At 58.7% G+C, this 14,925-nt stretch carries 14 protein-coding genes; 6 read left to right on the top strand and 8 right to left on the bottom strand.

Annotated elements, in window-relative coordinates; all coding sequences use genetic code 11:
- Positions 1-72: 72 nt before the first annotated feature.
- Positions 73-624 carry a MarR family winged helix-turn-helix transcriptional regulator gene (locus CAURIC_RS10775; RefSeq protein WP_083284188.1) on the top strand — a complete coding sequence of 184 codons (552 nt, stop codon included), beginning with the start codon at positions 73-75 and terminating at the stop codon, positions 622-624.
- Between the two features lie 109 nt (positions 625-733).
- Here CAURIC_RS10775 and dnaB read toward each other — a convergent pair whose 3' ends face one another.
- Positions 734-2,239 (bottom strand): replicative DNA helicase, encoded by a 1,506-nt coding sequence (dnaB, locus tag CAURIC_RS10780; RefSeq protein WP_035116104.1) that lies wholly within the window; start codon positions 2,237-2,239, stop codon positions 734-736.
- A gap of 533 nt (positions 2,240-2,772) precedes the next feature.
- Here dnaB and CAURIC_RS10785 point away from each other — a divergent pair.
- The gene (locus CAURIC_RS10785; protein WP_084588268.1) at positions 2,773-4,434 is read left to right on the top strand and encodes a flavin-containing monooxygenase; all 1,662 of its coding nucleotides are present in this window, start codon (positions 2,773-2,775) and stop codon (positions 4,432-4,434) included.
- Between the two features lie 466 nt (positions 4,435-4,900).
- Here CAURIC_RS10785 and rplI read toward each other — a convergent pair whose 3' ends face one another.
- The 7 genes from rplI to CAURIC_RS10820 form a co-directional block, all read right to left on the bottom strand.
- The gene (gene rplI, locus CAURIC_RS10790) at positions 4,901-5,353 is read right to left on the bottom strand and encodes a 50S ribosomal protein L9 (RefSeq protein ID WP_035116109.1); all 453 of its coding nucleotides are present in this window, start codon (positions 5,351-5,353) and stop codon (positions 4,901-4,903) included.
- 50 nt (positions 5,354-5,403) lie between these two features.
- Positions 5,404-6,057 carry a single-stranded DNA-binding protein gene (locus tag CAURIC_RS10795; protein WP_035116112.1) on the bottom strand — a complete coding sequence of 218 codons (654 nt, stop codon included), beginning with the start codon at positions 6,055-6,057 and terminating at the stop codon, positions 5,404-5,406.
- A 65-nt stretch (positions 6,058-6,122) separates the two neighbouring features.
- The gene (rpsF, locus tag CAURIC_RS10800; protein WP_172644111.1) at positions 6,123-6,419 is read right to left on the bottom strand and encodes a 30S ribosomal protein S6; all 297 of its coding nucleotides are present in this window, start codon (positions 6,417-6,419) and stop codon (positions 6,123-6,125) included.
- 122 nt (positions 6,420-6,541) lie between these two features.
- On the bottom strand, positions 6,542-6,727 hold the full coding sequence (locus CAURIC_RS10805) for a hypothetical protein (protein ID WP_035116115.1): 186 nt from the start codon (positions 6,725-6,727) through the stop codon (positions 6,542-6,544).
- Between the two features lie 2 nt (positions 6,728-6,729).
- Entirely contained in the window at positions 6,730-8,403 is a 1,674-nt protein-coding gene (locus CAURIC_RS10810) for a glycosyltransferase family 87 protein (RefSeq protein WP_290182792.1), read from the bottom strand.
- 109 nt (positions 8,404-8,512) lie between these two features.
- Positions 8,513-10,591, bottom strand: a complete 2,079-nt coding sequence (locus tag CAURIC_RS10815; protein WP_070434463.1) for a transglycosylase domain-containing protein — start codon at positions 10,589-10,591, stop codon at positions 8,513-8,515.
- 521 nt (positions 10,592-11,112) lie between these two features.
- A complete protein-coding gene (locus CAURIC_RS10820) occupies positions 11,113-11,511 on the bottom strand; it encodes a DUF5318 family protein (RefSeq protein ID WP_235700810.1) in 399 nt (132 codons plus the stop codon).
- A gap of 116 nt (positions 11,512-11,627) precedes the next feature.
- Between CAURIC_RS10820 and CAURIC_RS10825 the strand changes: the two genes are divergently transcribed.
- From CAURIC_RS10825 to CAURIC_RS10840, 4 genes are all read left to right on the top strand, one after another.
- Entirely contained in the window at positions 11,628-12,740 is a 1,113-nt protein-coding gene (locus tag CAURIC_RS10825; RefSeq protein WP_035115549.1) for an inositol-3-phosphate synthase, read from the top strand.
- Between the two features lie 58 nt (positions 12,741-12,798).
- Positions 12,799-13,290 (top strand): MarR family winged helix-turn-helix transcriptional regulator, encoded by a 492-nt coding sequence (locus CAURIC_RS10830; protein ID WP_035115376.1) that lies wholly within the window; start codon positions 12,799-12,801, stop codon positions 13,288-13,290.
- A 52-nt stretch (positions 13,291-13,342) separates the two neighbouring features.
- On the top strand, positions 13,343-14,290 hold the full coding sequence (locus CAURIC_RS10835) for a universal stress protein (protein WP_052095154.1): 948 nt from the start codon (positions 13,343-13,345) through the stop codon (positions 14,288-14,290).
- Between the two features lie 189 nt (positions 14,291-14,479).
- A complete protein-coding gene (locus CAURIC_RS10840) occupies positions 14,480-14,920 on the top strand; it encodes a hypothetical protein (protein ID WP_282938304.1) in 441 nt (146 codons plus the stop codon).
- Positions 14,921-14,925 lie beyond the last annotated feature (5 nt).

Consider the following 14,925-nt stretch of genomic DNA (forward strand, 5'->3'; position numbering starts at 1 on the left):
ATAATTTTGCTAGACACATCAAACTCACTCCAGACATCAGTCGTTCCCGAAATAACCACGACGGAAGTACCCATGCCGGATCCAACCCCCACATCGCAGCAGAACACCCTCGATTCTCACCTCGCGCCACGTAACCCCTCCGGTTCTGCGCCCACGCCAGAACAAGCGCCTCGCTGGCTCACCGCCGCCGAACAAGCTACCTGGCGCGACTGGATCTTTGTTACTTCTCGTATCGACGCCACCATGGCCCGCGAGCTGCAACGTCATTCTGACCTCTCTTTGGCTGACTACACAGTCCTGGTGCCCTTATCGGAACATCCCCAGCGGCGCGAACGGATCGCAGCTTTAGCGGAGGCCCTGCAATGGGATCGCTCGCGGCTATCCCATCAGATCACTCGCATGGCCAAACGCGGACTTGTGCGCCGCGAGTCCTGCGCCGAAGACGGCCGCGGTGCATTTGTGGTCATCGAACCGGCGGGGATGGAGGCGATCAAAACCGCTGCCCCCGGTCACGTAAAGTGCGTGCAAGATTCCTTCTTCGATCAGTTGGATCAGCGCGACAGCGAAGACCTTCAACGCATTCTGCGCAAGCTCGCCGCACAGTTTGAAAACGACCGAGCCTAAAGAGGCTTATACCCTGGCACGGCGATTGCCGTACCTCTACGGCATCGGCGCGGTACTAGCCGCTGCGCCGCTGATAGGCCACACTCACCATCCCAACAGCGCCAACAACCTACGGCATCGGCGCAATATCGCGCGCAATGTCACTGAACTTAGAGAACTGCAATTGGTGAGCCACCGTCACCGTACCGATGGGGCCACCACGATGCTTGGCTAGGATGATGTCTGCCTCCCCCTGGCGTTCGTGATCGCGGTTTTGCGAATCAGGACGGTGAATCAGCATAACCATATCTGCATCCTGCTCCAGTGAACCAGATTCACGCAGGTCAGAGACCCTGGGCAAAGCATCCTCGCCACGCGATTCCACACCACGGTTCAACTGCGAAATAGCGATCACGGGAACGTTGACTTCCTTGGCCAATAGCTTCAATTGACGCGAGAATTCGGAGACCTCTTGCTGGCGCGATTCCACGCGCTTACCGGACGACATCAGCTGAAGGTAGTCCACCACGACGAGCGAAAGATCCGCCTGTTGCTTTAAGCGGCGCGCCTTCGAACGAATCTCCATCATCGTCAGATTGGGTGAATCATCGATATAGATTGGCGCTTCGGCAATCTCGCCGATGCGGGCGGTAAGCCGATTCCAATCCTCATCATCCATTTTTCCGCCGCGCATGGCGGACAGGCGCACATCCGCCTCGGCGGAGAAGATACGCATCATGACTTCAGACTTGCTCATTTCCAAACTGAATAGAGCTGAAGCCTTACCTTGACGGATAGACGCGCTGCGCATGAAGTCCAAAGCCAACGTGGACTTACCCACGCCGGGACGGGCGGCAACAATAACCATTTGCCCACCACTGAGACCGTTTGTTAGGTCGTCAAGGTCTCGGAATCCCGTCTCGATCCCCTTCGCTTGCCCACCCGAGCTCAGATCCTCGATTTCGTCCATCGTGGATTCTAGGAGCGCCTCGAAGATTTCGTAATCCTCGCTGGCCGACTCGTTCGTGATGGAGAACATTTCCTGCTGAGCGTTATCCACCACCGTGGCAACCTCAGCACCCTCGATACCGGAATAACCCAGCTGCACAATTCGCGTACCTGCATGGACAAGCCTGCGTAGTGTGGACTTTTCCTTAACGAGTGCAGCGTAGTACCCCACGTTGGCACTGGTGGGAGTCTTCGCCAAAATGCTATGCAAGTACGGAGCCCCGCCCACGGCTTCCAGCACACCATCGCGGTCCAGATACCCCGCGACGATAACCGGATCCACTTCCTTGCCCTCACCGTAAAGCCGCAACACGGTTTCAAAAATGGTCTTGTGCGCAGGACGATAGAAATCATCACCAGAGAGGATCTCGACCACATCGGCGATCGCATCCTTATCCAACATCATGCCGCCTAGCACACCTTGTTCGGCGCCGATGTTCTGTGGCATTTCCCGCCCCGCATCTTGAACCTGCTCACGGTAATTGCGTTTGAATCCACCGGAGCGTTTGCCACCTTGAAAGGCATCATTCGAGCTGCCCGCGCCCATGCTGAAATCACCGGGTTCCATTGGGGGTTCGTCAGGTAACGGAATATCGTCGAAGTTGATGTCTGGATTCTGTGGGCTCATGCGTTCAACCATAGTGCGCAGACCCGTATACCGAACTAGTAACCCTCGTGGGTTCACAGGTCTCCCGCACCCCAACCGGCGGACCCCACCCGCCCGAACTCACAACTCTCCTGCACCTCAACTGGCAGCAATTCCGAACCCACTCACACCCCCCTTGAAAGCGAGTTATCCACAGGGGTCTGGGGATAACTCTGTGGAAGATATGTGAACAACACCTCTTTCCCCAGCTCAGCCTGTGGATAACTTGTGTATAAACACCCCCCTGACCAGCGTGTTCGCAAGTTCCTGCAGGTCAGGGGACTTTTTGAGGTTGACCCAGCAACAAACCCCCCGGTGGATAACTTTCGTCACATATGTTAACTGCATCGTGAGATTTTGACTTTTTTATACCTACTGGTCACCCAATTAAGATTCCATTTCCCCGATAGCTCACCGGTCCGCCCTCGTTTTCCACAGGCTACCTCTTTGCCCATGTCAACCCCGATTCAGCCAAAATCCCGCCTCATACGATTTTGTATACTAAACCTAAAGATATGACGAATTCGCAGCCCGAATCCCGCAACCCCAACCACGCAGCCACAACACTGGAAACCCTGCTTCTTCCGCACAACACCTCCCCGGACAACCCACTGGACCTACTCATCGTGGGCGCAGGCATTTCCGGCATCGATCTCGCCCACCACGTAGCTAAAAACTTCCCCGATTGGTCCTGGGCCATCGTCGATTCCAACTCCGATGTGGGTGGCACGTGGAACACCTTTACTTACCCCGGAATCCGCTCGGATTCGGACATGGCCACCTTCTCCTTCCCCTTCGAACGTTGGCCCCATCAAGGAACGCTCGGCTCAGGAGCGCGAATCAAGGAACACGTTCGCCAGGCAGCCGCTCAGGCTGGGGCTCTGGACCGGCTTACGCTCAGTACATGGGTCCGCCACAGTAACTTCAACTCCGCGCTGGGCCTATGGGAAGTCGATGTAGTGGAGGGCCCGCCCCGCAGCAATAACGCAGAAGGATCCCTGCGGGGCGTCAATAAAGAAGACAAAGGGCACACCGTTTACACGCGGCGCCTGCATTTCGCCGCGGGCTACTATAAACACAGCGCAGGGTTCACCGCGAAAATTCCGGGATTAGAAAACTTCGAGGGCACAGTCATCCACCCCCAGCGCTGGCCGGAAGACGTAGATGTACGCGGAAAGAACGTCATCATCATTGGCTCCGGGGCCACCGCCATCACGCTCTTGCCCGCACTGCACGCCATGGGGGCCAACACCACGATGTTGCAGCGCACCCCCACCTACATCGCTCCCCTGCCGGAAACCGACATGATCAGCACCGTCACCGGCGCGATTATCGGCTCGAAGGGTCGCCGCGGTCAGCTCGCCGGGCGCATCGCCCGCTCCGGGCATATCGTACGGGACATGGCGCAATACCACCTGTGCCAAACATTCCCCACCCTCGCCAAGGGCGCATTCTGGGCAATGAACCGCGCCTACATCGGTGCGGAGGAAATCAAACGGAACTTCACCCCGCCCTACGGCCCATGGGATCAACGCGTATGTAAATCACCTGGAGGGGACTTCTTCCGAGCCGTGCAGCGCGGCGCCACAGTGGTTACGGGGGTTATCGACCAGGTCCAAGCCACGGGCATTCTTCTCACCGACGCCACCACGCTCCCCGCCGACATCATCATCACGGCCACCGGCCTGCAGCTGCAGGCGTTCGGCAATGCGGGATTCAGCGTGGACGGCACTGACGTACCCACCAAATCCATGGTGGCTTACCGCAGCATGATGGCAAACCGGATCCCGAATTTCAGCTACACCATCGGATATCTGAACCAATCGTGGACCCTACGCGCCGATATGACCTCGCGTTACCTGGTCCAGTTGTGGAAGGACATGGAACAGCGCGGCGAGGCTTTCGCCTGCCCTGTACTCCCCGACGACCTGCAGGCAAACCTCCCCATGCTGGAGATGGAATCTGGTTACATCGTGCGCTCAGTGGGCGACCTGCCACGGCAGGCGGCCCGTGATCCGTGGCGCATGGAGCACGACTACATCCGGGAACGCCGCACATTCCTGGGAGCGGATAACACAGTGGATATGGCCTTCGGGGATGCCGCAATCGCTGCGACTGCTCCGCTTGCTGCCGGACAAGGTGGAGGTGGCGCGGAAACACTAGTCATGCCGGGCTAAGGCCCGTTACAGCCTGTCCTGGGTGCGGGCAGGGAACCCGCCCCGAGGCCCCGCATCACGGGTTAGACCACATCTGCAGACCCCGCCATACGGACTCCCCGAGGAGAAAAGAAGGGGCCCGGCTGGTCTCCGCGCCATTAACGTGCACGGAACTAGCCAGGCCCCTTCTTTGGGTGCTGTTGTCTAGATATGTCTTATGTCTCTAGGTAAGTGTTCTTAAGCCACGAGTCGTACGGTGTGTTACACACCTTGCCCCTTGGAATCACTCTCGTGATCTCCGTACCATATGCTTTCTCACCCGCAGTGGCGCCTTTTGGCGGTGTCTACGCGCCGGCATTTTTATCCGACGCCACGGGGGTCCCCAGCAACAGCGTTGTCTAGGCGCTAGCTGGGTGCTAGGCAGCGACTGGGACGGCGTTGTCTAGGCGTCGTCCCACATAAAAGTACAAAGAGGCAGCGACCCGAATTACTCGGCTACAACCTCGAAGTTGAGGTTTGCAACGACATCAGAGTGCAGCTTGACCTCGACAGAGTACATGCCGGTGGACTTGATCTGTCCCTTGCTCAGCTTGATGCTCTTCTTTTCCAAAGAACGGCCGTTGGCCTTCTTCACTGCAGCTGCAATGTCTTCAACGGTAACGGAGCCGAACAGCTTGCCTGCCTCAGAAGTACGAACTGGGATGCTCACACCGGACAGAGCCTCGAGCTCAGCCTTAACCTCGCGCGCGTGATCCAAGTCGCGGATCGCGCGTGCTTCCTGGGCACGCTTGATGCCCTCGATCTGCTTCTCAGCGCCGCGGGTAGCAACGATTGCGTAGCCGCGTGGAAGCAGGTAGTTACGTCCATAGCCAGCCTTGACCTCGACGATGTCGCCTGGGACACCGAGGTTGTCAACGGTGGCGGTAAGGATCAGCTTCATGATCCAACCTTTCGTTGTGCGTGGAGTTGACTCGTTTTAGTGATTAATTTCTAAAATGGCGGCTCATCATCGCCGTCACCAAAACCGGACTGCGGTGCAGAGTTCCATGGGTCATCCATCGCGGCGTTACGCCCGCTGAATCCTTGGTTGCCCTGATTGCCACCGTTGTCGCGCCCACCCTGTGGGCCTCCAAAACCACCCTGGTTGCCACGTGGAGCCTGGCCACCCTGATTCCCAGAGTTACCGCCGAAGCCACCTTGGCTGCCCTGGCCGCCACCGGCGTTACCGCCGAAGCCGCCTTGACCACCCTGGTTGAATCCACCCTGGCCGCCACCGCGGGAAACCTTGTTCACCTGTGCGGTTGCGAAACGCAAGGATGGACCGACTTCGTCGACCTCGACCTCCATGACCGTTCGGCGCTCACCGTTCTTGTCATCATAAGAACGCTGGCGCAGACGGCCCGTGACGATCACGCGGTCGCCCTTATGCAGGGTTTCCGCAACATTCTCCGCAGCTTGGCGCCACACGTTGCACGTCAAAAAGACCGCCTCGCCATCCACGTACTGACCCGCCTGCGAGTCGTAGCGGCGCGGGGTGGAAGCGACTCGGAAGTTAGCCACAGCGGCGCCATTTTGAATGAAACGCAGCTCGGGATCAGCAACAATGTTGCCGACCACAGTGATTGGAATGTCTCCCTGTGCCATGTGTCTTACCTCGCCTTGGAAGTTGGGTGTGGAATTGCTTGCAATGTCCGGTTTACAAGGACTGCTTAAACGTCCTTGCGCAGCACCTTGGTGCGCATGATGTCGTCGTTGATCTTAAGCACGCGGTCAAGCTCCTGCACGGTAGCCGATTCACACTTCAGGTCGAGAACAACGTAGATGCCCTCGTCCTTCTTGTTGATCGGGTACTCGAGGCGACGCTTGCCCCAAATGTCGACCTTCTCCACGGTACCGTTTTCCTTGCGGACAATCTCCAAGTACTTGTCCAGCGACGGGGCAACGGTGCGCTCATCCTGGGAAGGGTCGATGATGATCATCATCTCGTATTGACGCACGGACCTCATCACCTCCTATGGTCTTAATGTTTTTCGGCCATACCCGGGTTTGGGCATGGCAGGAGGGTCGTTGCGTCAGCAACCTATTCAGACTACAGTGCGCGGACCGAAATCAGAAACGCACGCCCATGCTAGCCCTTCGTTGCGATGAAAATAGCCGTCGTGGTTGGCACGATCGTCATGAATACGATTGCGATGGCAAACAAGGTCCACACCAGTTTCCGTGGCTTGTTCATGCTGAAGCTGGCGAAGGACGCACCAAAGAAAAGGAACCCGATCAGCACACTGCCGATCGTTACCCACATTGTTGGACTCATAGTTATTCGGTCTCCCTTGTATCTGTCATCGCCTGGTGTGCTGTTGCTGGGCGTGCCCCGTCCGGGTGCGTATCTGTTGTGTGCGGGGTGGCCCGGCGCGCTTCGTCCGGGTGCGTATCTGTTGTGTGCGGGGTGGCCCGGCGCGCTTCGTCCGGTTGCGGTTCGGCTAGGCGCGGCTCGTCCGGTTGCGGTTCGGCTGGGCGCGCTTCTCGCGTTGGGAATTCGGGCTGGGGCCCCACCCGGTGCGCTTCCCGCACCGGGTCCGGGTCCTTGCCCAAGATCTGACGGATAACTACAACCGCCATGAACACCAGCAGACCCAACCGGATCACCGTCATCGTATCCGCCAACCACTCCGGCGCCCGGTGCCCCGCCGGCAAAAACTGCCACATGCGGACGTACCAATAGACCGCTTCCAGCGCTGCCCACCCGAACACTAGGCGCCACCTCGGCAGTGCCAGCACCAACATGGGGACCAGCCAGATCGAATACTGCGGGCTCCACACCTTGTTGGTCACCATGAACGCTAACAGTGCGAGGAACGCCACCTGCCCCAACCGCGGCGTGACGGGCGCTTTGAAAACCACTAGCCAAGCCAGCGCCACCAAGCAGACCGCCAACAACACAAACGTGATCAGGTTGAATGTGCCCACGCCCTGCACAGCAGTTGAAGGGGAATTACCATCCCACGCGCGCTGCCCCGTCACATGCGCGATCACCGCGTAGATCGTGGAGCCCTCCCAGCCACGTTGTGAATTCAGGCGGAAGAACTCCCCCCATCCTTGCGGGGCCAGCAGGTAGACCGGCAGATTGATGGCCGCTAGCGTGATGAACATTCCGGACAACATTCGCGCCAGCGGCAACCACGAGCGATTCCGCAAACACAACAGGATGATGGCCCCGCCGATGAAAGCCGGCCACAGCTTCAGACTAATCCCTAGGCCGATCATCACGCCGGAAAGCGCGGGGCGTCGGTTAAACCACAAAGCCATCGCGGCTACGGCCGGCAGTACCGATAGCAGGTCAAAGTTCGTGAACGCGTGCACGATGACCAGCGGAGAAGCCGCCATTAAAAGAGTGTCCCACACCCGATTGTCCGTCATGCGTGACATGATCGCCACCGCTGCCATCCATGCCAAGGCCAAAAAGAAGCAATTCACCGCAAAATAGACGGATGCCTCCGGAACGGCGCTCATGCCCAGGGGCTTAAACAGGGAATAGATGAAATGCGCAATGACCGAGTTAAGCCACTGGAATAAACCCGACAGGACCGGATACTCCATATGGCGCACGGTTCCATCCGATCCCGTCCACGAATTTAGGTACGGAAATACCTGTTCATCCAGGCGGTGGGAATGGTACAGCGTGATCGTGTCGTTGTAGCACGCGCTGGTGTATTGCCTGTGGCCACTCCAGTCAACAAACGGGCCGCTTTGCCCGTGGCCTGTGCGCACACACTGGCCCTTTTGTAGGTAGCCGAGAGTGAGGAACAAACCGGAAACCGCCACGAGGATCCGCAGCGGAGTCCACCATCGAGCTCGGCCAATCAGGGCGTGCTTACCCGGCTTGCCGCCGATGAAATCAACAAACCCCGACGCCATAGGCTCCGTGACCGAGGGAAGCACTCTAGTACGGTTGCTTTCCAGCGGGCGGAGTTGCGTCGGGGTTTTTGTCATGGTGGGCATTATAGGCCCTAGCGGTAGTGATCGGCCCAGTTAATCCCCTTCCACCACGCTACAGAGGGAAGCCGGGGAAAGGGGCCCGGGAGGCGACAGCCGGGTTATTCTATCGGCCCCCGCCACCTAGTAAGTCACCGATGAGGTCATCGATATTGCCACCCGGCGGTGGTGGTGCCGGCGCCGGGTTGGGGCGCGGCTGCGGCTCGCGCGGAGTGGCCGGTCGCGCCGGAGCGGGCGCGGGTGCTGGCGCCTGGCTTGCGGGCTGCTCGGGGGCGGGAGCTTGCTGTTCAATCGGAGCCTGGTCCGCTGCCCCTCCAGCGCTCGTACCGGAATCCGGCACTGATTGTTCCGTGCCGTCGCTCGTGTGGAACGACTGGATCTCCTGACCATCCAAGGAGCGGTCCATCATGGCGCGCCATACCTGCGCTGGATCACCGGAGCCGTACATCGAACCGCCACCTGCGTTGTAGAGAGGCTTGTTCTTGAGGTTGCCGAACCACACCGCAGTGGAAAGCTGCGGTGTGGAACCGATCATCCAGGCATCTTTATTCTCACCGGTATCGCCCAGCTGCGCGGTGCCTGTCTTCGCTGCAGATGGTCGACCACCCGCCAACACATTGCCGTTGGAATAAGCCGCAATGGGCTGCATTGCAGAAATCACGTTATCTGCAACGTCTTCCTTCACGACCTGGTCACCCTTCATCTTGGAGTTGTCCAACAGCACATCGCCATTGGAGTTTTCCACCTTCTGCACGAAGTGAGGGCGGTAGTACTTACCGGCGTTCGTCAGCGTGGCCAGGCCAGATGCCATATCCAATGGTCGCGACTGGTATTGGCCCAATGTCACACCTTCGTACGGCGGGCCGTTCTTTTCCCGCAGCGTTTTACCGATTCCCGGCAGCTCTTCGGCGACGCCCAAACGGTGAGCCATATCGGCCACATCTTGGGGTCCGCCCTTCAGCGACTGCGTCAGGCGGATGAAGCTGGTGTTAAGAGACATCTTCAGCGCTTGGGCGATGGAACAAGTCCCACACGACACGCCCTCGGAGTTATTCACGGTGATATTGCCCGTGGTCACTGGAGACGAATCGAATTGGTCGTACAGGCTGCCCCCTTGGTCGAGGTAGGCCGCCAGAGCGAAGATCTTGAACGTCGAACCCGTTTGCACGCCGGCGTTAGCGAAGTCCCAACCCACGGGATCATCGCCACCGTACCAGGCGCGGATACCTCCATTGCGGGGATCGACTGAGACCACAGCTGCTCGCACGTCATCGGGCTGACCATCGAGCTTGTTCTTGGCTTCCTCCACCGCAGCGGCCTGCGCCCTAGGGTCAATGGTCGTGGTGATCTTCAAACCACCAGTATTGACCTGCTGCTCAGTGATACCCGCTGCCGCGAGTTCTTGGACGACCTGGGATTTAATCAGACCATTGGAACCTTTGGCGATAGAGGTAGTTGCCGTGGTCGCTGGGTCCTTAACCCTCGGGTAGCGGGCAGCCTGACGGTCCGCCGGCTTCAGCGCCCCCGTCGTGACCATGCCATCCATCACGTAATTCCAGCGGCTCTGCGCGCGCTCCTTGTTAGTCCACGGATCCAGCGCCGAGGGGGCCTGGATCGAAGCCGCAAGAACTGCGCCTTCGGCCGGGGTGAGCCTATTGACATCCTTACCAAAGTAAGCTTGCGATGCCGCCGAGATGCCGTAGGCATTACGGCCAAAGTAGATGGTATTGAGGTAGGCCTGCAGGATCTCATCCTTGGACCACTCACGAGCCATCTTCGCTGAAATCACCAGTTCTTTGGCCTTACGGGTAATCGACCGCTCATCACCAACCAGTGCGTTTTTCACGTACTGCTGGGTAATAGTCGAACCACCACCAGCGCTGGATTTACCAGTGACGGCGCCTAGGGCCGCGCGCGCGTAGCCGGAGATAGAAAAGCCCGGGTTGTTGTAGTAATCGCGATCCTCGGCCGCCAGCACAGCCTGGCGCACGGGAAGCGGAATCTCTTCCAATTTCACGTTTTGGCGGTTGCCCTCCGGCGGAACGATTCGCGCCAACTCGGACTTTCCGTCCATAGCCATGATGTGTGAGACCTGGTTGTTGACCAGTTCTTCCGGCTCGGGGACCTTAGTAACCGCGTAAGCAGTGAAGAATGCCACTAGTGGAACCACAATGGCCACGACCATGAGCGCGGCAAAACCGGCCAAGAGACTACGCAAGAAAGACTTGTCCTTCAGACTCGCCTTCCTTCGCGTACGCACCGTGATATTCCCGTTCTTCACCGAGCGGCTCTTAGTCTTCGCCGATCCGGCGAGCATTCCGCGTTTTGCTTGCTTACTCTGCTTACCCTGCGGACGCGGCTGACCTGGGCGGCCAGAACGGTTCGGACGACCTGGCTGGCCAGGTTGACCCTGACCAGTAGGTTTACGCGGTGGCTGGCCCTGCCCGGCTGCGCGCCGTGGCGGTTGGCCGGAGCCACGACGTGGTGGCTGGCCCGAACCCTTGCGTGGAGGCTGGTTGGAACGAGGCTGGCCGCGCCTCGCTGCGCCATCGCTGCCTGAGGAACGTCCGCCCGATTGTGGTGATCGACGAGGGCCAGGACGGCCCTGCCCGTTCGGATTCCGTGGAGGCTGGTTGTCAGTACTCAACTAGTCGAGCTCCCGATCGCTTGCAAAAACTATTTACTCTGCACTGGAGTGCACTGTGGTCAGTGGGAAAACGTTTCCACCCTAACCAAGAAGTTCCACCTGCAATGCAGGCATACTTCAACGATGTGCACGGTAATCTCCCCCGGGTTCTCAGCCATCTCTGCCTGCAGGCGCCCTTGAGAGAAATCTTCCAGCACAACGTCTATTTCCTTAACACTACGCGCTGTACCCGACTTTTCACCTAATAGCTCACCGTGAATCCACCGTGTGTCATACAGTTTTTCGCTGCCACACACAGGGCACAAGCGCTCAGCCCGATGCCCTAAAACCTCGGCAGAGGCGATGAGGGACGAGGTGGCGTCGCAAATATCAGAAGCCCTAAGCTCCCCCGACCGGAACTGCGAAAGCACCCGAGCCCGCTCCAAGTCCCTGCCCACGACGTGTCGCTTCAAGTCCATGACACGCATTCTACGGCTCCTAGAGACTGTTCTTAATCGGTACACCACGCTTGCTTGATCGGTACACCAGCGCCACGATGCAAGCCCTCAAGGCCCGGCGACTTAGCGTGGGATCCATGCCTGCTAATTCCAATACTGTAAATATCGCCATCGTCGGCTTAGGTAACTGCGCGACCTCCCTTATTCAGGGTGTGCACCGGTATGCCGAAGCAAAGGTTGATGAAGATGTGCCGGGTTTGATGCACACCCAATTTGGCCCGTACCACGTCGATGATGTGAAGGTTGTTGCCGCCTTCGACGTGGATGCCGAAAAAGTTGGCAAGGACGTTTCCGAGGCCATTGAGAGCTCCCGCAACTGCACCATCAAGATTGCTGACGTTCCCCACACCGGAGTCACCGTCAAGCGAGGCCCCACCCACGATGGTCTGGGTCGCTACTACCAAGAAGCCATCGAAGAATCCGCCGAAGCGCCCGTCGACGTTGTATCCGCGTTGAAGGAAGCCCAGGCCGATGTAGTGGTTTCCTACCTGCCCGTGGGCTCTGAAGAAGCCGATAAGTTCTACGCCCAGTGTGCCATCGATGCGGGATGTGCCTTTGTGAATGCGTTGCCGGTGTTCATCGCCTCCGATCCCGAATGGGCGAAGAAATTCGAGGATGCGGGACTTCCCATCGTCGGTGACGACATCAAAAGCCAAGTTGGCGCAACAATCACCCACCGTGTTCTAGCCAAACTCTTCGAAGACCGCGGTGTCCGTTTAGAACGGACCATGCAGCTCAATGTGGGTGGCAACATGGATTTCCGGAACATGCTGGAACGCGAGCGCTTGGAGTCCAAAAAGATCTCGAAGACCCAGGCCGTGACCTCCAACCTCAAAACCAGCCCGCTGGCTGGCAAGATCGATGATCGCAATGTTCACATCGGCCCATCTGATTACGTCGAATGGCTCGATGACCGCAAGTGGGCTTATGTCCGCCTGGAGGGTTCCGCGTTCGGTGAGGTGCCCCTCAACTTGGAATACAAGCTTGAAGTGTGGGACTCCCCCAACTCCGCCGGCATTATTATCGACGCCGTGCGCGCAGCGAAAATCGCTCTGGACCGGGGTCTCGCTGGTCCTGTGAACGCCGCTTCTAGCTACCTGATGAAGTCCCCACCGGTACAACTGCCCGATGACGTGGCCCGAGCGCAGCTGGAGGAGTTCATCAATGGCGCGTCTGACTACCGCCCATAGTTGTTTTCCTAGGTGTACCTTTCCCCGTTTCTTGCACTAGTGATGTACTTTTAACAGTATGTCCACGAACCCCTTGGAGATCGCGGCCCAGCTGCGGCCGCCACTAACTCGCCTTTACTTGCTGTACTTCCGCCAGGCGGAGCATTCGCACATTAGTATGGCCCAGCTCTCGATCATGATGATCTTGGATGACAACGGCCCCATGCGTATCTCTGCTATCGCGGCGACGGAGTCCATCCGTATGCCAACCGCGTCCAACGCGGTGAATCAGCTTGAAACCATGGGTCTTGTTGAACGCATTCGAGATGTCAGCGACCGCCGCGGTGTGCGCGTTGACCTGACTGATAAAGGGCGCGAGGAGCTCGCGAAGCTCTCCGAGGAGCGCAGTAAGCAATTAGCCAGCATGTTGGAAGGTTTGACTGAGGAGGAGCTGCGTCTCGCTGACGCCGCCGCTCCCCTGATCAAACTAATCCTAGAGCGCTACACGGAGCAGATCGAGAAACAGGGAGAGCTGAACTCGGACGATTCCGCCCGCAAACGAGACATCTAAATTGGCTAAGTCCGACAAGATTTCCAGCGCCTCTCACGGTCCCGTGGCCAACCTGCACGGCGGTCGCGAAGAGCAGCATGCGGCTCCGAAGTCTCCCTTGCGACTGTTGGTCGCGTGGCGCCCACAGTCCGCGGGCGAGGAAGTTGCCGATGTAGCTGCATGGATTGGCCGCACCGAGGAGATTCGCGTGCGCTCCGCCACCGTGATTCCGCGTGCGTGGGAGACCCAGCCGGGTTCTGAAGAGTTCCACGAGTATCGCGAATGGGTGCTGGCTGAAACCCAGGCCTGCATGGACTCTGCCTTGGGCGCATTGGGGCGTGCGGGATTGCCTCATGGAATGCTGGCCGAAGAGGACCCGGCGGTTGTCGATATCGCACCCACGGAGACAAAGGTGTTGATCAAAGCCGCGGAAGACTTTGCAGCCGATTGCCTTTTGCTGGGATCGCACCCCGCGGCGCCCCGCGGACGGTTTCGCATGGGTTCTACTGCGGATGCCCTGTTGCACTGTGCCCCCCTGCCAGTGCTGTTGGCACCGCGTAGCTCGAAGCTCGCTAAAAATGGAGTAACCCGCGTGAGCTGCTCCTATGTGGATACCGTGCAATCGCATGAGGCGTTGCGCCGAGCATCCGACCTCGCCGCACGATGGAAAGTCCCACTGCGCTTGGTCGCCTTTTCCCCCTCCGGCGCCACCATGTACCCCACCAACGTTCCATTCAATGGCAACTCGGACATGATGGTGGAATGGCGCGAACAAGCCCTAGCACTTCTGGACCGTGGGCGTGACCGCGCGTTGACCCGCCACCCCGACCTGAAGGTGCAGATGGATGTGGGCAGTGGTTACGGCTGGTCAGGCGCCATTAACGCACTGAAATGGAAGAAGGGCGACCTGCTGGTCATGGGTTCGTCGGAGCTGGGCCAATTCAACCGGGTCTTCATTGGCCCGTCCACCAACCAGATTCTGCGCCACAGCCCCGTGCCGGTGTTGGTGAGCCCGGTTTAGACCCCTCCCCTGGTCGCTGTGCTCCATCGCTGCCGCGTTTTAACCTTTCCGTCTAGCGATGCCCTCGCTATGCCCTTGGCGGGTTTGTTCACGCTCGGCCGAGGTTCCCAGCCCCATCGCTGCCGCGTTTTAACCTTTCCGTCTAGGGTGGAAACCAACCCTAAAATGCGGTTGTGATCGGAGGATTTAATGTACACCCCCAACGATGACGAAGTTCACGGTGGCGGATACACGCGCCCGCTGACCGAGGACGACTATATTGAGGATCCGCTGTTGCGTCTAGAGCGTAACAATCGTTCCACCCGGAATGCCTTTGTATTCTTCTTCGGCACCATCGCGCTAACCCTAGGTTTCGCTTTAGCAATAGCCCTGATCAGCCGATTCATGGGTGGCCCACGGTGCGAGGCGGGAGAATCCGCCTGGATCTGCAGCGAAGGCATGCAACTGGCGTTTTGGATTGTTCCAGCGGTGATCTCCATGGGTGCCATGTTCATGTCCGTGTGGATCACCTACGACAAGTGGCGGCGCCACCAGCGCTGGCGCCCATGGATCGCTGTGATCTGGTTCCTTATGCCCTACGGGCTAGCGTGGGTTACCTCCGCCGGAGCAGCTTTGCTGCTCGGCGTGTAGCCCTC

The organism is Corynebacterium auriscanis, from assembly GCF_030408435.1.
Taxonomy (GTDB): domain Bacteria; phylum Actinomycetota; class Actinomycetes; order Mycobacteriales; family Mycobacteriaceae; genus Corynebacterium; species Corynebacterium auriscanis.